We start from the raw sequence: 21,990 nt of genomic DNA, 5'->3' as shown, positions 1-21,990 counted from the left end.
CGAGGACGAAGTCGGATCCGCCCGTTCACAGACGACGATGCCCCGCCGAATGAACGGGCGGGGCATCGGAGGCGGGTCAGCGTGCGGGGATCTCGCCCGGCTCGGTTCCCGTGACGATCGGGACACGAACGGCGCTGCCCCACTCGGTCCAGGAACCGTCGTAGTTGCGCACGCCCTCGAAGCCCAGCAGATAGGTCAGCGCGAACCAGCTGTGTGCTGAGCGCTCGCCGATGCGGCAGTACGCGATGATGTCGTCGCCATCCTTCAGGCCCGCACCGTCGCGGTACAGCGCGTCCAGCTCGGCCCGGCTGCGGAACGTCGCGTCCTCGGCAGCGGCCTTGGCCCACGGCACGCTCTGCGCCGACGGGATGTGGCCGCCGCGCAGCGCGCCCTCTTCGGGGTATGCCGGCATGTGGGTGCGCTCGCCGCTGTACTCCTCGGGGGAGCGGACGTCGATCAGCGGGTTGCCGAAGTGGGCGAGGACGTCCTCCTTGAACGCGCGGATGCTGGAGTCATCCCGCTCGACGATGGGGTACTCCACGGCCTCGCGGACGGGCTTGTCGGTGGTCAGCTCGCGTCCCTCGGCGATCCACTTGTCGCGGCCGCCGTCGAGGAGGCGGACGTCCTCGTGACCGAAGAGGGTGAACACCCAGAGGGCGTATGCGGCCCACCAGTTGTTCTTGTCGCCGTAGACGACGATGGTGTCGTCGCGGGAGATGCCCTTGCCGCCGAGGAGGGCGGCGAACTGCTCACCGGTGAGGTAGTCACGCACCACCGGGTCGTTGAGCTCGGTGTGCCAGTCGACCTTCACCGCGCCAGGAATGTGGCCGGTCTCATAGAGCAGAACGTCCTCGTCGGACTCCACCACGACGAGTCCGGGCTGGCCCAGGTGTCCGGCGAGCCACTCGGTCGTCACGAGACGTTCGGGGTGTGCGTACTCGCTGATCTTCTCGGACGACGTGTCGAATTCGACGGCCACGGGTTCTCCTTCGTGCGGGCGGGCTGGGTGCGGACGGCGTAGGGTATTCACCGTCCCTTCAAGCCTATTGCGGGTTGCGGACGGGGGAGTCGTTTCGTAAGACAACGACATGTCAGCTCCCCGGTGCCCATTCCTCGACGACACAGACACAGGAACCCGATGACGTCCGCCGCGAGCAGCACAGTCGTGCACCTCACCGACCGCAATCCTCAGCTCACCGGCGACGAGATGGTGGCCAGCCTGGTTCCGCCGCCGCAGTTCGATGGGGCGACGTTCGAGACGTATCGCACCGACGACGCCTATCCGTCACAGCGTGAGGCGAAGGAACTTCTCATGACGTTCTGCGCACCGGCGTCCACGGCCAAGCGCGGCGGGCTCTTCTCGCGGCGGAAGACTCCGAAGGAGGCGGAGCTGAAGCCGGGTGTGTACCTGGACGGCGGCTTCGGCGTCGGCAAGACCCACCTGCTCGCGTCCGTGTTTCACGCCTTCCCGGCTCGCCGCAAGTACTTCGGCTCCTTCATCGAGTACACCGCGCTCGTCGGCGCGCTGGGTTATCGCAACGCCGTTGATCTGTTCCGGGGCACTGGCCTGCTCTGCATTGACGAATTCGAGCTTGACGATCCGGGCGACACGATGGTGATGACCCGCTTCCTCGGCGAGTTGGTGGCCGCGGGAACGCGGGTGACCGCCACGAGCAACACGCCGCCTAATGCGCTGGGTGAGGGACGCTTCGCGGCTCAGGACTTCCTGCGCGAGATCCAGGCGATGTCGGACAGCTTCCAGACGATCCGCATCGACGGTGTCGACTACCGCCAGCGTGCGCTCGACGGCGCGGCAGTGACCCTCGACGACGCAGAGTACGCGGCCGCGCTGGCAGCCGCGACGAGCCCCTCAGATGACGACTTCGACGACGTGATCCGTCATCTCGCAACCGTTCACCCCTCCCGGTACGTGCGCCTCGTCACCGGCTTGGACGCCGTGGGACTGCGCAATGTGCGCCAACTCACCGATCAGTCCGAAGCACTGCGTTTCGTTGCTCTCGTAGACCGGATCTATGACGCCCAGCTTCCGATCCGTGCGACCGGCCTCGCTCTGAACGACGTGTTCAGCGAGGAGATGGTGGCGGGCGGCTACCGCAAGAAGTACCTGCGTGCGGTGTCTCGATTGAACGCTCAGACTCACAGCTGATCGGAAACATGCTGTTCACAAGGAAGCCTCATTTGTAACCTCCGCGACACGATGAGCGTCATCGACGGAAACGCCGATCGAGCATCGTGGGGGAATCCGGCCTGAACGTCGCCGGCCCTCACGAACGGAGCCTCGAATGGACAGCGGCAACCTCGCGTGGGCGCTCACCGCCACCGCACTGGTCCTCTTCATGACACCGGGTGTCGCTTTCTTCTATGGCGGCCTGGTGCGTGCCAAGAGCGTCATCAGCATGATGATGATGAGCTTCGGAGCGATCGCGCTGATCGCCGTGCTCTGGATCCTGTACGGCGCGAGCATGAGCAGCGTGAGCTCGCCGTGGGAGTTCGCCGGCAACCCGTTCGGAGACCTCGGTCTTGCCGGTGCCGATAACGACCGACTCGTCTCGACCGCCTTCAGCGCGACGTTCGCCATCATCACGGTCGCGCTGATCTCGGGAGCCATCGCCGACCGCGCGAAGTTCGGCGCCTGGATGGTGTTCGTCGGTGTCTGGTCGACGCTGGTGTACTTCCCCGTGGCGGCCTGGGTCTGGGGCGGCGGCTGGGCGATGAAGCTCGGCGAGATGATGGGCTTGGATCACACAGTGATCGACTACGCCGGTGGTACTGCGGTGCACATCAACGCCGGCGCGGCCGCGTTCGCTCTCTGTCTGCTGCTCGGCAAGCGCGTCGGCTTCGATCGCAGCATCAACAAGCCCCACAACGTCCCGCTGGTCCTGCTCGGTGCGGCGATCCTGTGGTTCGGCTGGTTCGGGTTCAACGCCGGCGCCGAGGGCACGGCAGGACTGCTGGGCACGGGCGACTCGCGCGCCGGCCTGATCATCATCAACACGATCGGCGCGACCGCTGCGGCCATCCTCGGCTGGATCGTGGTGGAGAAGATGAAAGCGGGCAAGTCGACCAGCGTCGGCGCGGCATCGGGCGCCGTCTCGGGGCTCGTCGCCATCACCCCCGCGTGCGCCGATCTCACGCCCGGATGGTCGCTGCTGCTGGGTTTGCTCGCCGGTGTGATTTGCTGCTTCGCCGTCGAGTTGAAGTGGAAGCTCGGGTACGACGACTCCCTCGACGTCGTCGGCATTCACCTCGCGGGCGGCATGCTCGGAACCCTGTACCTCGGCTTCTTCGCTACCGGTACCGGCCTGTTCGTCGGCGGCGACCTGTCGCAGCTGTTCATGCAGTTCGTCACGGCTGCGGCCGTCCTGATCTACTCCTTCGTCGCCGCATACGGGATCGGCTGGGTGATCGATCGGACCATGGGCTTCCGCATCACCAAGGAGGATGAGATCGCCGGAATCGACACCGTCGTGCACGGCGAGGAGGGATACCTGCTGGACGCGCGCGTCTGAGCGAGCACGACGAGACGGCGGGCCGACGATGACGTCGGCCCGCCGTCGTCGTGCGGATAGGGTGGCGAGGTGAGTTCTGGACGCGGATTCCTGGTCGGGCTGGCGAACATCGCCGGGCAGGTGCTGCGCGCGCTGCTGCTGAATCGTGGTGGTGGTGCCGTCACGAAATCGGGGGAGACTTCGAAGGTGCAGCAGACGAAGGCGCAGCAGCGGACCTCGTCGGCGAAGCGACCCGCGATCAAGACGACGCGCCCGGTGCCGACGCATCCTTCGGTAACGACGGCGACGAAGTCGGGTGGGTCGCCGACTCGTGAATCGGTGTCCGCGGCGCGCCGTGCCGAACTGGCCGCGCGCGAGCGCCTGCTGGAGGGTGAGCCCACGCCCGGCCAGCTGGGTGCGAGCGCCACGTTCGAGGTGTCCCACGACGACGTCGGTGCGGTCGCCGTCAGCTATTCGCCAGAGAAGGACGGGGCGCCGGACGCGGGCGAGGTCGTCTGGACCTGGATTCCGTACGAGGAGGCTGACGGCCGTGGCAAAGATCGGCCGGTGTTGATCATCGGTCGACGCGACGCCGACACCCTCTATGCGGTGCGCCTCACCAGCAAGTCGCACGACGGCGAACGCGACTTCATCGCCATCGGGAGCGGAGACTGGGACGGGCAGGGGCGGCCGAGCTGGGTTGACGTCGACCAGCTCTACGAAGTGCACGAGCGCGGCCTGCGTCGTGAGGCCGCAGTGCTCGATCGTGGGAGGTTCGGAGGAGTCGCCGCCGTGCTGCGCGAACGCTACGGCTGGACGGTGCAGGTGTGACGGCGTCCTCGCGCGTGTAGGGGCGAAGCTGGATCGCGATCGTCGTAATGAATCCATGCTCGCATCACGGCTTGCACATGGCGCCCTCTCGTCGGCAGCGCGTCGGCGTTCGTTACGATGGTTCGCGGAAACGCTGCCGACGGGATGCCGGTGCGAACTCAGAGGAGCCGGAGTCGACACATGACCGTGACCATCGTGATGGGGGAGCGGAGCGCACGCTCATCGGCGTCGGGCAGGCTGATGGATCTGTTGCGCGGCGATCCGGGGCGCCTGCGTCGGCGCAGCATCTCGCTGGGCGTGCCCATCGACGATGCAGATGATGCTGCTCAGAACGCCGCGCTTCGAGCATGGCGCTCGCTGGGCGATCTGCGCGGTGCGGAGGAGGGTCAGCTGTGCGCGTGGTTGGAGACCATCATTCGCAGCACCGCCATCGACATGAATCGCGCGCGTCGGGATCACGTCGGCGAGGCGATGTGCGAAACGCTCGAGTCCGGCCAGGATGTGGCTGGCGTGGCAGAGGCACGCGAGCGCTTGACGGCTGTGCTGCGGGCGATCGACGCCCTCCCGAACGGTCTGCGCCAACCGCTCCTGATGAGCGTCGTCGATGAACTGCCGACAGCGGAGATCGCGCGTCGGCTGGGACTTTCAGCCGTGGCGGTGCGTCAGCGGATCTCCCGCGCGCGGCGTGCGCTGAATCGGTTCTGACGAATCGGTCACACTTCTGTCGCCGTCGCGTCCTTCTTCGTGAGGCCACGATCACGTGGTCGACACACGCAGAAGGAGACACCATGTCCACCCAGGTCACATCCCTTGACCAGCTCAACCTCGCTTTCGCCGAGCGCTTCAATGCTCGCGACATCGACGGACTGCTCGCGCTGAACACGCCTGACGCCGTGTTCGTTCCCGCTCCCGGACAGCCGGTAAGCGGCGTGGAGGGGATCCGCGGTGCGCTCGAGCAGTTCCTTGGCCTTCAGCTCCCCATCACGATGAACGTCCGCCACGTCTTCCAGACAGGCGACACCGGTCTCGCGATCGCCGAATGGACGCTGACGGGCACAGCGCCCGACGGCTCCGAGGTCTCGCTTGCCGGTACGACGGCGGATGTCGCCGTCTTCGACGCCGAGCACGGCTGGCGCTACGTGATCGACAACCCGTTCGGCACGGCCTGATCTCGGGAACGAAAGAACCCCCGGCGAGCCGGGGGTTCTTTCTCATGGTGGGCGATACCGGACTCGAACCGATGACCTCTTCCGTGTGAAGGAAGCGCGCTACCAACTGCGCCAATCGCCCTCATGCTCTCGCGAGCACTCTTCGATAGTAGCCGATCATCCGCGCCACTTTTGACCAAAACAGGCGACACGCGCGAACCGGTTCCAGTTTGGTGTGGGGGCGGGTCTCGGGTAGTGTTGTCCGAGTCGCAAGGGCAACCAAGCGGCAACGCGGATGTAGCGCAGTTGGTAGCGCATAACCTTGCCAAGGTTAGGGTCGCGAGTTCGAGTCTCGTCATCCGCTCGAGTGGGATGGATCTGTCATGGATCCCCTCACGTGGCTTGAGCCACATGGTGACATGGCCGAGCGGCTAGGCACCGGCCTGCAAAGCCGTTTACACGGGTTCGAATCCCGTTGTCACCTCCACCACAACTGAACAGCCCTTTGGGCGCGATTGGCGCAGCGGTAGCGCGCTTCCCTGACACGGAAGAGGTCACTGGTTCGATCCCAGTATCGCGCACAGGAGACGAAGCCCCCACGAGAGATCGTGGGGGCTTCGTCGTTTTTGCTTTCCGTGCTGCGGGCCGGGACCGACTCACCCGGGAAGGCAGCGGGTTCGGTCCCGCGTCGATCGTCGGGTAAAGTGGAGGTGTCGTCGCGAGGCGACATGCGGATGTAGCGCAGTTGGTAGCGCATAACCTTGCCAAGGTTAGGGTCGCGAGTTCGAGTCTCGTCATCCGCTCGGCGGGAGAGATCCCCCATAACTGAACAGCCTTCGGGCGCGATTGGCGCAGCGGTAGCGCGCTTCCCTGACACGGAAGAGGTCACTGGTTCGATCCCAGTATCGCGCACAGACAAACCCCCGGTTCTCCGGGGGTTTTCGCGTTTCCAGCGTCGGCTTATAGGCGCGGTGGAAGATGACAACAGCATCCGGCGTCGCGTTGCGCCGTGCGCTCTTCATCTCCCACCGCGGGTGCGCCGGGCCAAGTGCGCATCTGAGCGCCGGACTCGGCGACCAGCGCGCGTTTGGGTGAACGCTGGGAGAACGCCCAGCCTGTCCCTTTCGCGAATCGTGTTCCTCTCCTACGGTCGAAGGCAGGTCGTGCTCGTCTCGCAGCGGCGCGCGATCGTGCACCGATCGGTGCGCCACACACCATGGAGGAACACGTGAATCACCCCGAAACGGGCGACGTTCGTCGCGCGCTGGAAGCGCCGCCGAATCCACTTCGCCGACGCCTGGCCCTGTTCACCGCGGCCACGGCAACTGCGCTCGTCGCAGGTCTCAGCGGCGGCCTGGCGGCCGGCCCGGCGTCTGCCGCCGATGCCACGCACACGATCGCCGAGGTCCAGGGAACAGGCGATGCCTCGCCGCTGATCGGCCAGACCGTCACGGTGCAGGGAGTCGTGACCGCGGACTATCGCGAGGGCGGATACCGCGGCATCGTCATCCAGACTCAGAACACGGGAGGTGACTCGAAGACCGACGGCGCCTCCGACGGAATCTTCGTGTTCCTCGGCAACAACGCCGTCACCCTGGAGCGCGGCGACCTCGTCTCGGTGACGGGCTCGGTGAGCGAGTACTTCGAACAGACGCAGATCTCGGTGACCGCGGCGACAGACGTCGAGATCGTCACCGCGGGGGTCGGCGTGCCGGCTCCTGTCGCGCTGGACGCGTCGGTCCTCGGTGCCGATCGCGAGCAATACGAGAACATGCTCGTCGCGCCCACCGGCACCTACCGCCTGACGTCCAGCCATGAGCTCTACAACTACGGCACCCTGTGGCTGAGCGCGGGGGAGGACCTCGCCGTGAAGTCCACCGAGCTCGTCCGACCCGGCGCGGACGCGGCCGCCATCACCGCGCAGAACGCGGCGCATCGGATTCTCCTCGACGACGGCTGGTCGGCGCAGGTCACCAACAACACGCACCCGGGCGAGCAGCCGTACTTCACGAAGGACGATGTCGTCCGCAACGGGGACCTGGTGCACTTCCCGACCGAGGGCCTCGTCCTGCAGTACGGCTTCAACCAGTGGCGCCTGCAGCCTGTCGTCCCGATCGATGACAGCAGCGACGCGTCCCACAAGCCCACCTTCGCGCCCATGGATGAGAGGCCGATCGCTCCGCCGAGCGTCGGCGGAGACGTGAAGGTGGCCACCTACAACGTCCTGAACTACTTCACCACACTCCGCAGCGACGACGAGAACGCCCGAGGTGCCGCCACCGCGGAGCTGTTCCAGATCCAGCGATCGAAGATCATCGCGGGCATTGTGGGTCTCGATGCCGACATCATCGGGCTGATGGAGATCGAGAACAGCATTCAGTTCGGCAAGCCCGTCGACACCGCTGTGGCCGACCTCGTTGCCGGCCTCAACGAAGCCGCCGGATCGGAAGTATGGGCCTACGTCTCCACGCCGGCCGCGCTGCAGGATGCCACCATCACCGACGTGATCACGACGGCGATCATCTACAAGAAGGCAGCCGTCACGCCGGTGGGCGACAGCACCACGGTGCCGGTCGATGAAACCGTGTGGGGCAACGCGCGCGAGCCCATCGCCCAGACGTTCGAAGCGAACAGCAAGACGTTCTCCGTCATCGTCAACCACCTGAAGTCCAAGAGCCCGCCGGACAAGACGACCCCGGAGCCCGCGGACGAGCAGGGCTTCTTCAACGCGGACCGCGTGGCACAGGCGCAGCAGGTGCTGCAGCTGGCGGAAACCGTCACCGCCGCGTCGGGAAGCTCCGACGTGCTGTTGCTGGGAGACTTCAACGCCTACGCCCAGGAGGACCCCATCCAGGTGTTCGCCGACGCCGGCTGGACCGACCTGATCCCGGCGTTCGACCCGACGCAGCACACCTACACCTTCAACGGTGAGCTGGGTTCGCTCGATCACATCCTGGCCTCCCCGTCGCTCGCATCGTCGGTCTCCGGCGCCGGCGTCTGGAACATCAACTCCCCGGAGTGGGGTGACCGCGCGTACAACTACGCGGCGACGGAACCCAGCACGCCGTTCCGCTCCAGCGATCACGATCCGGCGCTCGTCGGCCTGACACTGACACCGCCTCCCGTTGACATCCAGGTCGCGACGATCAACGACTTCCACGGTCGGATCGAAGCGAGCGGTGCGTCCGCGGGGGCGGCGTCGCTCGCCACCGCCGTGCAGGAACTGCGGGCGGAGAACCCGAACACGATCTTCGCGGCCGCCGGCGACCTCGTCGGCGCTTCGACGTTCACCTCCTTCATCCAGCACGACGAGCCGACCATCGACGCGCTGAATGCCGCCGGTCTGGACGTCAGCGCGACCGGAAACCACGAGTTCGACCAGGGATGGGCGGATCTTCGCGACCGCATCCAGAACCGGGCGGACTGGGCGTACATCAACGCGAACGTGTTCCTGAAGGGCACGGACCAGCACGCCCTCGCCCCGAGCTGGGTGAAGGAGATCGACGGAGTTCGAGTCGGATTCATCGGAGCGGTGACCGAGGATCTCCCGACCCTCGTGAGCCCTGCGGGTATCGCGGAGCTGGACGTGCGCAGCATCGTCGATTCGGTGAACGCAGTGGCCACGGAGTTGACGGACGGCGACGACAGCAACGGCGAGGCGGACGTGCTCCTGCTCCTGGTGCACGAGGGGGCCACCACCACCGACGTCGCCAGCATCACGCCGGAGTCCGCTCTCGGGCGCATCGTCTTCGGTGTGACCCCTGCGGTGGATGCCATCGTGTCCGCACACACTCATCTGGCGTACAACCACGTCATCGATGGACGCCCGGTCATCTCGGCCGGTCAGTACGGCGAGAACCTGGGCGTCATGCAGATCCAGGTCGACCCGACCACGAAGGAGCTGCTGTCGATCACGAACGAGATCCGTCCGCTCACACAGGATGGCGCGCCCATCGCGGCACCGGATCCCGACGTTCAGAAGATCGTGGATGACGCGAAGGCAGAAGCCGACAAGCTCGGCTCGGTCAGCATCGGCGCGATCACGGCCGACTTCAACCGCGCCGTCCAGTCCGACGGAACGACAGAGAATCGGGGCGGCGAGTCCACTCTGGGCAACTTCGTGGCCGATGTGCAGCGCGAATCGACCGGCGCCGACATCGCCTTCATGAACCCGGGCGGGCTGCGCACCGATCTGCGCTATGCATCCAGTGGTGCGGGCGATGCGGATGGCAACGTCACCTATCGCGAAGTCGCCACGGTGCAGCCGTTCGCGAACACCCTCGTCACGCTGACCCTCACGGGCGCCCAGGTTCGGTCGGTGCTCGAGCAGCAGTGGCAGCCGGCGACGGCGTCGCGACCCTTCCTCAAGCTCGGCGTCTCGAAGGAGCTCACCTACACGTATGACCCGACCGCAGCCGCCGGTTCGCGCATCGGTGAGATCCTGCTGAACGGTGAGAAGCTTGACGAATCGGCGAGCTACGTCGTCGCCGTCAACGCCTTCCTGGCCGCCGGCGGAGACAACTTCACGGTCTTCGCCGAGGGAACCGGGGCTGCCGACACCGGCCGCACTGACCTGCAGTCCATGGTCGACTGGTTCGCTGAGCACAAGACGGCGACGCCCGATCTCGCTCAGCGTGCCATCGGCGTGAGCATGCCGGCAGCACCTGCGGGCGGCTACCTCCCCAGCGACACTATTGACGTCGCGCTCTCGTCGCTGTCGTTCAGCAGCACCGAGCCGAAGCCGGCAACGGTCACGATCTCGCTGGGCACGGATGTCGTGGGGACGGCCGAGGTGGACCTCACCCCGGTCGACGCCACCGATGAGGTCGGTCGTGCGAACGTCGCGATCACCGTGCCTGCCGGCATCTCCGGTGTGCAGGAGCTCGTCGTCACCGCCGGTGACACGGTCTTCATGCTCCCGATCGAGGTGGCGGAGGTTGCACCGACACCGACACCGACGACCACGCCCACGCCGACACCGACGGAGACGACCGGACCCACGACGCCCGGACCGGTGCCCTCTGCACCGGGGACGCTGCCGACGACGGGTACTGATCCGTTCCCGGCGCTGACGGTCGGCCTTGTGGTCCTCGTCGCCGGCACGGGGATCCTGATCACCCGCCGCCGCGTGCGCCAGGGCTGACGATCGCTCAGGGGTGGTGCCCCGCCGACTCCGGTCGGTGGGGCACCATCGCGCTCCAACGACACGCTCGAGGGATCGGTATTGTCCGACCTCGCCGCAGGGATCGGGTAAACTTGAGGAGTTGTCGCAAGACGGCATGCGGATGTAGCGCAGTTGGTAGCGCATAACCTTGCCAAGGTTAGGGTCGCGAGTTCGAGTCTCGTCATCCGCTCAGCAGAACGGCCCCTCAGAACGAGGGGCCGTTCGTCGTTGCGTGGACCGCCTGCTCAGAGCAGGAAGATCGAGGCGATGGGGAAAGCGCCGGCGGCGACCACTCCCGCACCCGCGGCGTACGGTACCCATCGCGGCACCGGGCGGAAGCTCTCCCACTTCTGCGCGGCGACCGCCGTCGCCGCGGGGGTCGTGAGATGAGCGTGGCCGTTCCACCACGCTGACACCTGCATACGGCCGGTCACCACCACCGACTCCACGAGTGCGCGCCCGCTCGAATCCGCAGGCACCGCGCGACTGCTGAGCTTTCGATATTCCTCGCGCACCCGCTCCACATCGGTCACGATCACGCGCGCGATCTCCGCGGCATGACGCTGCAGCCCCACCCGATCGCGCTTTGGGAGCGAGAGGTCGTTCGACTGCGCCTGCTCCTCGAACGCCTGGGTCAGAAGAGCTGAGAGCTGGTCGTGATAGTGCATCAGCGCATCCGCGTACAACCGTCCGTGACGTGCATGCGCGAAATCCGCCTCGTGCTGCAACTCGCGCAGTGCATCGTCGGCGGCGAGGAGCTCACCGTGCTGACTCATGCGCCCATTGTACGAAACCAGAGGTTGCCGTGGGGTGTTTCAGCGTCGGTCCCCGCGCGAGAGCACCAGGTTGACCAGCGCGCAGAGCAGGACCAGGACGGCGGCGACGAACGGCGACCACTGCGCGAGAGCGGTGCCCTGCTCGTCTGCGAGCACTCCCACGATCGCCGAGGACGACGACTGACCGACGATCACTCCGGAACCGACCATTGTCATGAGCGTCGCGCTGCGGCCCACCGGGGTGCGCATCGCCGCGAACGTGTACACCGTGACGATCAGCGGGCCGATCCCGATGCCCGTGATGGCGAGTGCCCAGACCATCTGCTCCACGGTGCGCGCCGACGCGATCAGCACCGCACCACCCACCAGGATGATCGCGAAGACCAGCCACCGATACCGGGGGGTGAAGCGGGCGGGGAACACCGCGACCGCGAGCGCGAGGATCGCCGATCCGACGCCCATCACGCCGTAGAGCAGACCCGCGGCCTCCTTGTTGCCCGCATCCACCATGAACGATGTGAGCGATGTGAGCGTGGAACCGAAGAAGAAGCCGATACCCAGGACGCCGGCCACCAGCACGAGAACCCGTGGGTGGAAGAGTTCGGAGACGGGTGCCTGCACGAGCGGGGCATTGACGTCGACGTGCGCGGAGGTGCGGCCCGACGGATGCAGAGCGAAGGCGCCGACGAAGACGAGAGTGAGGATCGCGGCACCGATCATGGGTGCCGCAGGGCTGAGGGTGGTGGCGAGGAGTCCCACCAGCACGGGACCGAAGACGAACACGATCTCGTCGGCCGACGACTCGTAGGCGAGCGTTGCCGACAGCGTCTTGGCGCGCCGGGAGCGAGCCATCCGACGATCGATGATCGACACCAGCCGGCTGCGCGACATGGGTGATACCTGCGGAGCGGTCGCACCCACGAGGACCGCGACAGCGAGCACCCACGGATCGGCGACGGGGGCGAACGCGACCCAGGCCATCAGCAGCAGAGCAAGGCTGTTGCCGATCCCGGCAGCCAACAGCACGGGCCGCTGTCCGTAGCGATCGGCCGCGGCACCGAGCAGGGGCCCGATGAGCGCGGTGCCGAGCCCGACGGCGGCGGAGGTGAGTCCGCCGAGCGTGAGGGAATCGCGTGCGGCGACCACCAGCGTCAGGACGCCGACCACGTTCATGGCGAACGGGAGTCGCGCGAGGAAGGCGACGGGGAAGTAGGCCAGCCCGGCAGCGCGGATCAGGGTGGTGGCCGGGGCAGTGGGGGACGCATCGGACGGCGCGGACGCCGGCTGAGCCGTGTCTGACATCGTTTCTCCTGGGAGTTTCGGCGCGGCTTGTGCCGCCGTGCCGCCAGGAGCGGAGGTAGATACACCGGGTGTCAGGTTGCATGGCCGCGGCGGATGCAACAACACCAGTCTACCGGTTGTGAGCAGAGGCAGCGGAGGGTGCGCCGCGGACGTCACGACCCGGCTGCTCGTGCATGCGCCCAACACTGTGTGCCGATGCATCGGAGGGTGCGCGCGGACGTCACGACCGGACTACTCGTCCACCAGCTCAACACTGTGTGCCTCCCATACGACGGGATGACGCCAGTACGCTCATCCTGTGAGAACGCGCATCCGAGCCGGCTGGCGCTGGCTGCGAACGGCCATCGCCGAGCCCAGCCTGCGACGGATCGAGGCGATCGCGCTCGTTGCTGCGGCGATCGGTGGACTCGTCGCCGGGCTGCTGGCGCTGTTGATCTTCGCCTTCCGGAGCGTGCCGATCGCCGGTGCCGGCTCGATCGGTCAGTTCGCCACGGCGACGGGAGCGGTGATCGCCGTCCTGGGCTTTGCCCTGGCCTCCTGGCTCGACTACCTTCGCACACGGCAGCGGCCGACGTTCCTCGACATTGTGGACGGCATCGCTCTGGCGCTGGCGTATGCCGTGATCGCCGCACTGTCGTGGTCGCTCGTCGCGGACATCTTGGCCCGCGGCTTCGTCGACGCTGACGTCTACACGGTGCCGTCCGCTCTGATCGCGGCCTCCGTCGCCGCGATCACCGGCTACGTCGTCTTCATCTCCGCCTCGCAGCTCGACCTCACCCAGTTCGCGTTGATCCTCGCGGTGTTTCTGGTGCAGGGAGTGCTTGCCGCGACGCTGTCGGCCGATGATCCGCACTGGTGGCAGGACAACCTGTCGGCGCTGGGGATGGTGGGGGAGACGTCGTCGACGCTGTTCAACCTGACGGTCATCGTCGCAGGCGTGCTTGTCACGGCCCTTGCCCGCTATGCGACTCGTGGACTGTGGGCACGCGACCCGCGCGGCACCCGCAATGTGCGTATCGGGCTGATCGTCATCGGGTGCTGCCTGATGGTGGTGGGGCTGGTCCCGGTGAACGTGTCCTTCCTCGTGCACACCGGTTTCGCCAGCGGCATGCTCGTGGTGTTCGCCGCCATGATCGTCATGATCCCGCGGTGGATTCCGGGCATCGCACGCTCGTTCGTGATCCTCGGCTGGACATTCCTCGGCATCAGTGCCGCTCTCGTGCTGTTCTTCGTCGTCGGCTACTACACGCTGACCGCGGTGGAGATCGTCGCGGGCGCTCTGGTGTTCACGTGGATCCTGCTGCTCATCCGGATGATCGACGCTCTGGTGCGCGACACCCGGCCGAACGCACCTAAGGACGTCACATCGCCCCGTGTCGACTTGCGCGGCGAGGAGGGAAAGGCCACCATGTTCGCCGGAGGGGATGCATGAGCGATCACACTGAAGGCTTCTACCGGCACGGACTCAGCCGGATGCTGGGGCGCAGCACCACCGAGCACGGGCGAGTCGCATCGCCGCTGGAGCTGCTGTTCGACCTGGTCTTCGCCGCCGCATTCGGCGTCCTCGGCACACAGTTCGCGCACGGCATCGCCATCGGCGAGATGATGCCGGCACTCGGCGCTTTCGCCTTCGGCGGGGCAGCGATCATCTGGGCGTGGATCAACTACTCGTGGTTCGCCTCCGCGTTCGACACGGATGACTGGGCGTTCCGGCTCATGACGATGCTGCAGATGGCCGGCGTCATCGTGCTGGCCATCGGTCTGGCCCCGATGTTCGAATCCCTCGAACACGGTGAACCGATTGCGAACCAAGTGATGGTGGCGGGCTACATCGTCATGCGCGTGGCGATGATCGGACAGTGGCTACGAGCCGCGCGCAGCGCTGAACATCGCAGTACGGCACTGACCTATGTGGTGTGCATCGCCATCGCTCAGGTCGGCTGGGTGATCGTGGCCTGGGTGCCCATGACCCTCCAGGCCACGCTGGTCGCCGCTGCGCTGTGCTGGGTCGTGGAGCTGCTCGGCCCGATCCTCGCCGAACGTCGCGCCGCGAACGGCAGCACGCCGTGGCACCCGCACCACATCGCCGAGCGCTACAGCCTGCTGGCGATCATCACGCTCGGCGAGACCGTCATCGGCACGATCGCAGCAGCTCAGGAGGTGACGGCGGAGGAGGGCTGGAGTGCGAACTCCATCGTGGTGATCGCCGCAGGCATCGCGATGACCTTCGCCGTGTGGTGGACCTACTTTCTGCTCCCGTCGGCACCGATCCTTGAGGTGCACCGACGACGCGCCTTCGTCTGGGGCTACGGGCACGCCGTGCTCTTCCTCGCGATCGTCGCCGTGGGTGCCAGCCTGCACCTGATCGGCTACGTGTTCGATCCCGAGGTGCACCTGTCCACCGTCACGGTGGTTTCCTGCCTGGCCGCATCCGTCATCGTCTACAGCTTGGCGCTCTATGCGATCCACGCCTGGCTCACACGTGAGCCCACGAAGAACATCGGTCTGCAGCTTCCGGGAGTTCTGCTTCCGGCGCTGGCGATCGTGCTCGCCGTCGCGGGCCTTCCGCTGTGGCTGTGCCTGCTCGTGGTGCTGGCGGGACCCGTCGGTGTCGTCGTCGCCTATGAGACCGGCGGATGGCGGGGAGTCGACGCACAACTGCGTCGGGCCGTGGCCGTGGGGCCAACCGTCGGGGCGTAGACTCATCGCATGGATTTCGCCCGGCTGACCCGCACGAGCGACGACACTGTCGTGCTCGCGGTCACTGGCACGCGAACGACCCAGGCCTGAGCGGGCGGGGCGCGGGAGCGCCCGAAGCTGAGTTGCCGACATCCATTGCTAACTGGAGAATCTTCGTGTCTGAGAACCCCCAGCCGTCCTATCCCTGTGACGGATTCGCCCTCTTCACCGATCGTTCCGTCGTCGCCATGCACGTGAACGGGCAGCAGAAGGACCTCGCGACGATCGTCACCGAGACCGACATCGTCGAGCCGATCACGATCTCAAGCCCCGAGGGCCTCGCGATTCTGCGCCATTCGACGGCCCACGTGCTGGCCCAGGCGGTGCAGAAGCTCAACCCGCAGGTGGACTTGGGGATCGGCCCGCCGATCACTGATGGGTTCTACTACGACTTCGGCGTCGCGAACCCGTTCACCCCCGAGGACCTGAAGGTCATCGACAAGGAGATGCAGCGCATTATCCGTGAGGGCCAGCGCTTCGTACGCCGTGTCGTCACCGAGGATGAGGCGCGCGCGGAACTTGCCGACCAGCCGTTCAAGCTGGAGCTCATCGGCCTCAAGGGCGGCGGAGCCGAGGGCGCCGATGTCGAGGTCGGCGAGGGAGAGCTCACCATCTACGACAATGTCCGCAAGGACGGCGAGGTGGCGTGGAAGGACCTCTGCCGCGGCCCGCACGTGCCGAGCACCCGCATGGTGGGCAATGGATGGTCGCTCACCCGCTCTGCCGCTGCGTACTGGCGCGGCTCGGAGAAGAACCCGCAACTGCAGCGGATCTACGGCACGGCGTGGCCCACCAAGGACGAGCTGCGCGCGTACCAGGAGCGCATCGCCGAGGCCGAGCGTCGCGATCACCGAAAGCTCGGCGTGGAGATGGACCTGTTCTCGTTCCCGGACGAGATCGGATCGGGCCTCGCGGTCTTCCACCCCAAGGGCGGCATCATCCGCTACGAGATCGAGGAGAACCTGCGCAAGCACCTGCTGCGCAACGGCTACGACCTCGTCAACAGCCCGCACATCACGAAGAAGGATCTCTTCATGACGTCGGGTCACCTGCAGACCTACGCGGACGGCATGTTCCCCCCGATGCACCTCGATGAGGTCGTCGACGACGAGGGCAACGTCACTCGTCAGGGCCAGGACTACTACCTGAAGCCCATGAACTGCCCGTTCCACAACCTGGTGTTCCGTGCGCGCGGTCGCTCCTATCGTGAGCTGCCGCTGCGCCTCGCGGAGTTCGGCACCGTCTACCGCTATGAGAAGAGCGGAACGCTGTCGGGACTCACCCGCGTGCGCGGACTGACCCAGGACGACGCGCACATCTACGTCGCTCAGGACCAGGTTCGCGAGGAGCTCACCACGAACCTCAACCTCGTGTTGTCGCTGCTGCGCGACTACGGCCTGAACGACTTCTACCTCGAGCTGTCGACCAACGAGGAGGGCAACCCGAAGTTCCTCGGCGAGCCCGAGCAGTGGTCCAGCGCCATCGAGACGCTTCGTGAGGTGGCGTTGGAGTCCGGCCTGGAACTCGTCGCCGATCCGGGCGGCGCGGCCTTCTACGGCCCGAAGATCTCCGTGCAGGCGCGCGATGCCATCGGCCGCACCTGGCAGATGTCCACCATCCAGCTGGACTTCAACCAGCCGGAGCGGTTCGAGCTGGAGTACACCGGACCGGACGGCGCCAAGCACCGCCCCGTCATGATCCACCGCGCTCTGCTGGGTTCGGTCGAGCGGTTCTTCGCAATTTTGCTCGAGCACTACGCGGGCGACTTCCCGCTGTGGTTGGCCCCGGCTCAGGTGGTCGGCGTTCCCGTTGCGGAGCAGTACGCCGACTACCTCGAAGAGGTCGTCGGAACGCTGAAGGCCGCCGGCGTGCGTGCCGAGGTCGATCATTCCGATGACCGCATGCAGAAGAAGATCCGCAACCACACCACGGCGAAGGTCCCGCTGATCCTCATCGCCGGCGAACAGGACCGTGCGGCCGGCACCGTCTCGTTCCGCTTCCGTGACGGCACGCAGCTGAACGGCGTGCCGGTGGCCGACGCCGTCGCGCGCATCTCACGGGCGATCGCCGATCACTCCCGCATCATGACGGAGTCCGATTTCGCATGAGTGACGAACCGGAACTCGAACTGGCGGCCGACTTCGTCGGTGTTCCCGACGAGTTCCAGCGGCTCTGGGTCCCGCACCGCATGGTGTACATCGAGGCGGGACCCGAGCCGCACGTCGCCGACTGCCCGTTCTGCTACGCGCCCACGCGTCCGGACGAGAAGACGCTGATCGTCCATCGCGGCAAGACCGCGTACGCTCTGCTGAACCTCTTCCCCTACAACTCGGGCCACCTGCTGGTATGCCCGTATCGGCATATCGCGATGTACGACGAGGCGACCGAGGAAGAGGTCGCCGAGATCGGTGCCATCACGCAGACCGCGATGCGGGTGCTGCGCGATGTCGCGCACTGCGATGGTTTCAATCTGGGCATGAACCAGGGCGCAATCGCCGGTGCCGGGGTGGGCGGCCATCTGCACCAGCACATCGTGCCGCGGTGGGGCGGCGATGCGAACTTCCTGCCGATCATCGCGAAGACGAAGGCGCTGCCGCAGCTCCTCGGCGAGATGCGCCAGACCATCGCGCTGGGGTGGCCGCAGACCTGAGTCGTGACGCCGAGGGACCTCATCGGCATCCGGCTCGCATCGCCCTCGATGGTGCGGGACTGCGATCCCGGCGCGTGCTGCGCCTGACGCTCAGTGCATCACTGCCAGCAGCACGCCGACCGCGATGAAGAGCACACCGAAGATCCTGTTCAGCGTGCGCTGACCGTGGGCAGTGCGCGTGAAGCGGCGGAATCCCTGTGCCGCGACGGCGAAGAAGCCCCACATCACCGCGATATCGACGACGATGCACGTGACAGCGACGATCACGTACTGCGGCAGCTGAGGCTGATCCGGCTTGATGAACTGCGGCAGGAACGCCAGGAAGAACACGATCGCCTTCGGGTTGAGCAGGTTCACCCACAGCCCGCGCCGGAACATCGCCCAGCGCGACTCGGTTCGCACCGCCGGGGTCGTTGCGGCCCCGTCCTCGTCTGTGACGGTCTCGACTTTCGCGAGGATCTGTCGGATGCCGAGGTACACGAGGTAGGCAGCACCCGCATAGCGGATGACGGCGAAGGCGATCGGCGAGGATCCCACCAGAAGGCCGACGCCGGCCGCGACGATGGCGATGTGCACGACGAGCGCCGCCTGCTGTCCGAGGATTCCCCAGATCGCGCGGCGATGCCCGTGGTTCAGGGCGTTGCCCATCGTGTTGATGGCACCGGCACCGGGGGTGAGGCTGATGACGACGCAGGCCAGCAGCAGGGTGATCCAGAGTGAGAGCTGCACGGTGATCAGCTGGCCGCGGCGATGGCGGCCACGAGATCGGTGACGAGGGCGGATCGATCATCGTCGTCGAGTTCGTGCACCGTGAGACGGAGGTGGTGGGACGGGGCGTCCGGGATCAGGCGGAACTCGTCACCGGTGCGCGCCAGCCATCCGCGCCGCATGAGCTGTTCGGCGGCGCCGCGCGCCGGGACGGGGAGGGGGAGCCAGACGTTCAGACCGTCGGATGCGACAACGGGCAGCCCTGCGGATGCTGCCGCCGTCGCGAAGGCGGCGTTTCGAGCGGCGTAGTGGTCTGCAGCGGCAGCGATCCCGGCCCGGACGTCCGCGTCCGTGACAAGCCCGGCCACCAGCCGCTGCAGAATGTGGCTCACCCAGGTCGTTCCCGGGCTGAGGCGGAGGCCGAGCCGCGCCGCCGTATCGGGATCGGACGCGGTGACGGCCAGACACATATCCGGCCCGAGGAACTTCGACACGGATCGAACCAGAGCGAAGCGTCGGTGATCCGGTCCGATCAGCGACTCGTACGGCTCACGCGACAGCATCGAGAAGTGATCATCCTCGACGATCAGCACGTAGGGATGATCTGTGAGCACCGAGCGGAGATCCGCGGCACGGCGGGCGGTGAGACAAGCCCCCGTGGGGTTCTGTGCCCGCGGGGTCACGACGATGGCGCGCACGCCGGCGTCCAGGGCCGCGCGGAGTCCCGCGACCGTCATCCCCTCTTCGTCGACGGGCACGGGAACGGCACGGTAACCGCCGAGGCGCACCGTGTGGATGCTCGCCAGGAAGCACGGGTCCTCGAGCGCGACGGCATCGTCACGCACCAGCGCCTGGGCGAGCAGGCGCTCGACGGCGTCGACCGCGCCACTCGTGATCGTCAGGGAGAACGCCTCCGGCTGCAGGTCGGAGCCCACCCAGTCGCGCGCCCAGCGCTCGAGCTCAGGATCCACCACGGCCTCGCCGTACAGGATCGGGCGCCCGACGGCGTGGGCGAGCGCGCGTGACGGATCAGGGATCCGAGCGGGATCCGGGTTGCCGGACCCGATGTCGCGCAGCACGCTGTCCGGCGCGAATCCGTCCTGGGCAGAACGTGCCGCGCCGCTCACGCGGGTTCCGGCTCGTCCGCGCGACTCCACGAGTCCGCCAGCGGCGAGCTGGCGATAGGCAGCGACCACGGTGTTGCGGTTCATTCCGAGGAGGTCCGCCAGCGTGCGCACGGGCGGAAGGGCGTCACCGGCGGCCAGAGCCCCGCGTTCGATGAGCGTGCGCAATTCGTCCGCGAGCTCTGCGGCGGTCGCGCCCCGCAGGCCGCTGAAGTGGTCGTCCATCGGCTCGATCCTATCGTCCGACCACCTTTCCGAGATTGGCATAGGTCAAAACGTGTATTGTCATGAACGAGCGGCGACCGGCGCCGCGAGAGGAGTCCCCATGACCGAGAACCGCACGGCTACCACTCGCGTGAAGCGTGGCCTCGCCGAGATGCTCAAGGGCGGCGTCATCATGGATGTCGTCACAGCCGAGCAGGCGCGCATCGCCGAGGATGCGGGAGCGAGCGCGGTCATGGCGCTGGAGCGGGTCCCCGCCGACATCCGGGCCCAGGGTGGTGTGGCGCGCATGAGCGACCCGGACCTGATCACCGACATCCAGGCGGCCGTGTCCATCCCCGTGATGGCGAAGGCGCGGATCGGACATTTCGTCGAGGCGCAGGTGCTGCAGAGCCTCGGCGTGGACTACGTCGATGAGTCCGAGGTGCTCTCGCCGGCGGACTATGTCAACCACATCGACAAGTGGAACTTTGAGGTGCCGTTCGTCTGCGGCGCGACGAACCTGGGGGAGGCGCTGCGTCGCATCACCGAAGGCGCGGCCATGATCCGATCCAAGGGCGAGGCCGGCACCGGCGACGTCTCGGAAGCGACCCGCCACATCCGCACCATCACCGCTGAGATCAACGCACTGAAGGCGAAGACGACCGACGAGCTGTACGTCGCCGCCAAGGAGCTGCAGGCCCCCTACGACCTGGTGCGCGAGGTCGCCGAGACCGGAGCCCTTCCGGTGGTGATGTTCGTCGCCGGCGGCGTGGCGACGCCCGCGGATGCCGCGATGATGATGCAACTCGGCGCGGACGGTGTCTTTGTCGGCTCCGGCATCTTCAAGTCGGGCAACCCTGCAGCGCGCGCCGCCGCGATCGTGAAGGCGACCACGTCGTTCGAGGACGCGGCACTCATCGCTCAGGTCTCTCGTGGTCTCGGCGAGGCGATGGTCGGCATCAATGTCGCCGATGTGCCGGCTCCGCATCGCCTGGCCCAGCGCGGCTGGTGAACCGGACAGCTCGATGACCACCATCGGCGTGCTGGCCCTGCAGGGAGGCGTTCGCGAACACGCGGCGATGCTGCAGGGCCTCGGCGCGGATGTTCGGCTGGTGAAGAAGGTCGAGGACCTCGAGGGTATCGACGGGCTCGTCTTGCCTGGCGGTGAGTCGAGTGTGATCGATCGGCTCTCCCGGTCGTTCGGGTTGGCCGATCCGCTTCGTGATGCCATTGCAGCGGGGCTTCCTGTCCTCGGAACCTGTGCGGGGCTGATCCTGCTGGCCGAGCGTCTGGAGAATCCCGCGCCGGGACAGCAGACGTTCGGGGGACTGGACGTCACCGTGCGTCGGAACGCATTCGGCTCGCAGCGCGATTCCTTCGACGCGGCGATTGCCGTCTCGGGGATCGCGGGAGAGATCGACGTGTCGTTCATCCGCGCGCCGATCGTGGTGTCGCACGGCCCAGGAGTCGACGTGATCGCGCGCACCCGCGACGCGATCGTCGGTGTGCGGCAGGGGAGCGTGATCGGCCTGTCCTTCCACCCGGAGGTCACCGGCGATGATCGCCTTCACCGGCAGTTCCTCGCGGGGGTGGGCACTCACGCCGGTTAGCGTGTGAGGATGCGACGACCGATCGGATCCGAAAGCGTCAGCGCGAGTGGCGGCACGATGCGACTCGTCGGGCGCCGGGGCGAAGGATGGCAGCAGGTCGCCGATGTGGCGCTTCCTCTGGACGACGCGCTCGTCCGACTGCACGATTCGCCGTCGATCCGGGCGGCGCGGGCGCGGTCGGGCCGCACCAGTGGCGAGGGCTGATGCGGCCTCTGCGGGTCGGAA

18 protein-coding genes and 7 tRNA genes are annotated in these 21,990 nt (G+C 66.9%); 19 read left to right on the top strand and 6 right to left on the bottom strand.

Annotation, left to right across the window (positions count from 1 at the left end; translation table 11 throughout):
• Nucleotides 1-76: 76 nt before the first annotated feature.
• Complete coding sequence (locus ACI3KU_RS10930) at nt 77-979, bottom strand: sulfurtransferase (protein WP_404922339.1); 903 nt, start codon at nt 977-979, stop codon at nt 77-79.
• Between the two features lie 159 nt (nt 980-1,138).
• Here ACI3KU_RS10930 and zapE point away from each other — a divergent pair, with 159 nt between their 5' ends.
• The 5 genes from zapE to ACI3KU_RS10905 all read left to right on the top strand — a co-directional run bounded on the left by zapE (nt 1,139) and on the right by ACI3KU_RS10905 (nt 5,509).
• A complete protein-coding gene (gene zapE / locus ACI3KU_RS10925; protein ID WP_404922338.1) occupies nt 1,139-2,167 on the top strand; it encodes a cell division protein ZapE in 1,029 nt (342 codons plus the stop codon).
• Between the two features lie 136 nt (nt 2,168-2,303).
• Nucleotides 2,304-3,530 (top strand): ammonium transporter, encoded by a 1,227-nt coding sequence (locus ACI3KU_RS10920; RefSeq protein ID WP_404922337.1) that lies wholly within the window; start codon nt 2,304-2,306, stop codon nt 3,528-3,530.
• 69 nt (nt 3,531-3,599) lie between these two features.
• On the top strand, nt 3,600-4,340 hold the full coding sequence (locus tag ACI3KU_RS10915; protein WP_404922336.1) for a type II toxin-antitoxin system PemK/MazF family toxin: 741 nt from the start codon (nt 3,600-3,602) through the stop codon (nt 4,338-4,340).
• 180 nt (nt 4,341-4,520) lie between these two features.
• Complete coding sequence (locus ACI3KU_RS10910) at nt 4,521-5,045, top strand: RNA polymerase sigma factor (RefSeq protein WP_404922335.1); 525 nt, start codon at nt 4,521-4,523, stop codon at nt 5,043-5,045.
• An 83-nt stretch (nt 5,046-5,128) separates the two neighbouring features.
• Nucleotides 5,129-5,509, top strand: coding sequence for a YybH family protein (locus ACI3KU_RS10905; protein WP_404922334.1), 381 nt, complete (start codon nt 5,129-5,131; stop codon nt 5,507-5,509).
• 45 nt (nt 5,510-5,554) lie between these two features.
• Here the strand turns inward: ACI3KU_RS10905 and ACI3KU_RS10900 are convergent.
• Nucleotides 5,555-5,630, bottom strand: a tRNA-Val gene (locus tag ACI3KU_RS10900).
• A 149-nt stretch (nt 5,631-5,779) separates the two neighbouring features.
• Between ACI3KU_RS10900 and ACI3KU_RS10895 the strand changes: the two genes are divergently transcribed.
• From ACI3KU_RS10895 to ACI3KU_RS10865, 7 genes are all read left to right on the top strand, one after another.
• Nucleotides 5,780-5,852 (top strand) — tRNA-Gly (locus ACI3KU_RS10895).
• Nucleotides 5,853-5,901: 49 nt separating this feature from the next.
• Nucleotides 5,902-5,975 (top strand) — tRNA-Cys (locus ACI3KU_RS10890).
• 22 nt (nt 5,976-5,997) lie between these two features.
• Nucleotides 5,998-6,069: transfer RNA gene (locus ACI3KU_RS10885), tRNA-Val, on the top strand.
• A gap of 149 nt (nt 6,070-6,218) precedes the next feature.
• Nucleotides 6,219-6,291, top strand: a tRNA-Gly gene (locus ACI3KU_RS10880).
• A 37-nt stretch (nt 6,292-6,328) separates the two neighbouring features.
• A tRNA-Val gene (locus tag ACI3KU_RS10875) sits at nt 6,329-6,400 on the top strand.
• 316 nt (nt 6,401-6,716) lie between these two features.
• Nucleotides 6,717-10,631 (top strand): ExeM/NucH family extracellular endonuclease, encoded by a 3,915-nt coding sequence (locus tag ACI3KU_RS10870; protein WP_404922333.1) that lies wholly within the window; start codon nt 6,717-6,719, stop codon nt 10,629-10,631.
• Between the two features lie 138 nt (nt 10,632-10,769).
• A tRNA-Gly gene (locus ACI3KU_RS10865) sits at nt 10,770-10,842 on the top strand.
• Between the two features lie 55 nt (nt 10,843-10,897).
• On the opposite strand, the gene ACI3KU_RS10860 is transcribed toward ACI3KU_RS10865, so the two are convergent.
• Together ACI3KU_RS10860 and ACI3KU_RS10855 are read right to left on the bottom strand one after the other, a co-directional pair.
• A complete protein-coding gene (locus tag ACI3KU_RS10860; protein WP_404922332.1) occupies nt 10,898-11,428 on the bottom strand; it encodes a hypothetical protein in 531 nt (176 codons plus the stop codon).
• A 39-nt stretch (nt 11,429-11,467) separates the two neighbouring features.
• Nucleotides 11,468-12,730 carry an MFS transporter gene (locus ACI3KU_RS10855; protein ID WP_404922331.1) on the bottom strand — a complete coding sequence of 421 codons (1,263 nt, stop codon included), beginning with the start codon at nt 12,728-12,730 and terminating at the stop codon, nt 11,468-11,470.
• A gap of 298 nt (nt 12,731-13,028) precedes the next feature.
• Here ACI3KU_RS10855 and ACI3KU_RS10850 point away from each other — a divergent pair, with 298 nt between their 5' ends.
• From ACI3KU_RS10850 to ACI3KU_RS10835, 4 genes are all read left to right on the top strand, one after another.
• The gene (locus ACI3KU_RS10850) at nt 13,029-14,162 is read left to right on the top strand and encodes a DUF998 domain-containing protein (protein ID WP_404922330.1); all 1,134 of its coding nucleotides are present in this window, start codon (nt 13,029-13,031) and stop codon (nt 14,160-14,162) included.
• Nucleotides 14,159-15,430, top strand: coding sequence for a low temperature requirement protein A (locus tag ACI3KU_RS10845; protein WP_404922329.1), 1,272 nt, complete (start codon nt 14,159-14,161; stop codon nt 15,428-15,430). Before ACI3KU_RS10850 ends, ACI3KU_RS10845 begins: the two co-directional genes overlap by 4 nt.
• 227 nt (nt 15,431-15,657) lie before the next feature.
• The gene (thrS, locus tag ACI3KU_RS10840) at nt 15,658-17,577 is read left to right on the top strand and encodes a threonine--tRNA ligase (RefSeq protein ID WP_404922348.1); all 1,920 of its coding nucleotides are present in this window, start codon (nt 15,658-15,660) and stop codon (nt 17,575-17,577) included.
• Nucleotides 17,574-18,119: an HIT family protein gene (locus ACI3KU_RS10835; protein ID WP_404922328.1), complete on the top strand. Its 546-nt coding sequence runs from the start codon at nt 17,574-17,576 to the stop codon at nt 18,117-18,119. The genes thrS and ACI3KU_RS10835 overlap by 4 nt, the downstream gene beginning before the upstream one ends.
• A gap of 90 nt (nt 18,120-18,209) precedes the next feature.
• Here ACI3KU_RS10835 and ACI3KU_RS10830 read toward each other — a convergent pair whose 3' ends face one another.
• Nucleotides 18,210-18,848 (bottom strand): LysE family transporter, encoded by a 639-nt coding sequence (locus ACI3KU_RS10830; RefSeq protein ID WP_404922327.1) that lies wholly within the window; start codon nt 18,846-18,848, stop codon nt 18,210-18,212.
• A gap of 5 nt (nt 18,849-18,853) precedes the next feature.
• Nucleotides 18,854-20,176 (bottom strand): aminotransferase class I/II-fold pyridoxal phosphate-dependent enzyme, encoded by a 1,323-nt coding sequence (locus ACI3KU_RS10825; protein ID WP_404922326.1) that lies wholly within the window; start codon nt 20,174-20,176, stop codon nt 18,854-18,856.
• A 100-nt stretch (nt 20,177-20,276) separates the two neighbouring features.
• On the opposite strand from ACI3KU_RS10825, the gene pdxS reads away from it, so the two are divergent.
• The 3 genes from pdxS to ACI3KU_RS10810 are packed head-to-tail and all read left to right on the top strand — an operon-like array spanning nt 20,277 to nt 21,969.
• Nucleotides 20,277-21,167, top strand: coding sequence for a pyridoxal 5'-phosphate synthase lyase subunit PdxS (gene pdxS, locus ACI3KU_RS10820; RefSeq protein WP_404922325.1), 891 nt, complete (start codon nt 20,277-20,279; stop codon nt 21,165-21,167).
• Between the two features lie 13 nt (nt 21,168-21,180).
• On the top strand, nt 21,181-21,765 hold the full coding sequence (gene pdxT, locus ACI3KU_RS10815; protein ID WP_404922324.1) for a pyridoxal 5'-phosphate synthase glutaminase subunit PdxT: 585 nt from the start codon (nt 21,181-21,183) through the stop codon (nt 21,763-21,765).
• A 9-nt stretch (nt 21,766-21,774) separates the two neighbouring features.
• Entirely contained in the window at nt 21,775-21,969 is a 195-nt protein-coding gene (locus ACI3KU_RS10810; protein WP_404922323.1) for a hypothetical protein, read from the top strand.
• Nucleotides 21,970-21,990: the final 21 nt, after the last annotated feature.

This window comes from Microbacterium sp. ZW T5_56 (assembly GCF_044987425.1).
Lineage (GTDB): Bacteria > Actinomycetota > Actinomycetes > Actinomycetales > Microbacteriaceae > Microbacterium.
This window is presented reverse-complemented; position numbering and strand designations above follow the sequence as displayed.

Coding starts and splice junctions, on each gene's coding strand:
- zapE (WP_404922338.1), top strand. CDS start 1,139: ATGACGTCCGCCGCGAGCAGCACAGTCGTGCACCTCACCGACCGCAAT.
- ACI3KU_RS10920 (WP_404922337.1), top strand. CDS start 2,304: ATGGACAGCGGCAACCTCGCGTGGGCGCTCACCGCCACCGCACTGGTC.
- ACI3KU_RS10910 (WP_404922335.1), top strand. CDS start 4,521: ATGACCGTGACCATCGTGATGGGGGAGCGGAGCGCACGCTCATCGGCG.
- ACI3KU_RS10905 (WP_404922334.1), top strand. CDS start 5,129: ATGTCCACCCAGGTCACATCCCTTGACCAGCTCAACCTCGCTTTCGCC.
- ACI3KU_RS10860 (WP_404922332.1), bottom strand. CDS start 11,428: ATGAGTCAGCACGGTGAGCTCCTCGCCGCCGACGATGCACTGCGCGAG.
- ACI3KU_RS10855 (WP_404922331.1), bottom strand. CDS start 12,730: ATGTCAGACACGGCTCAGCCGGCGTCCGCGCCGTCCGATGCGTCCCCC.
- ACI3KU_RS10845 (WP_404922329.1), top strand. CDS start 14,159: ATGAGCGATCACACTGAAGGCTTCTACCGGCACGGACTCAGCCGGATG.
- thrS (WP_404922348.1), top strand. CDS start 15,658: ATGCACGTGAACGGGCAGCAGAAGGACCTCGCGACGATCGTCACCGAG.
- ACI3KU_RS10835 (WP_404922328.1), top strand. CDS start 17,574: ATGAGTGACGAACCGGAACTCGAACTGGCGGCCGACTTCGTCGGTGTT.
- ACI3KU_RS10825 (WP_404922326.1), bottom strand. CDS start 20,176: ATGGACGACCACTTCAGCGGCCTGCGGGGCGCGACCGCCGCAGAGCTC.
- pdxS (WP_404922325.1), top strand. CDS start 20,277: ATGACCGAGAACCGCACGGCTACCACTCGCGTGAAGCGTGGCCTCGCC.
- pdxT (WP_404922324.1), top strand. CDS start 21,181: ATGACCACCATCGGCGTGCTGGCCCTGCAGGGAGGCGTTCGCGAACAC.
- ACI3KU_RS10810 (WP_404922323.1), top strand. CDS start 21,775: ATGCGACGACCGATCGGATCCGAAAGCGTCAGCGCGAGTGGCGGCACG.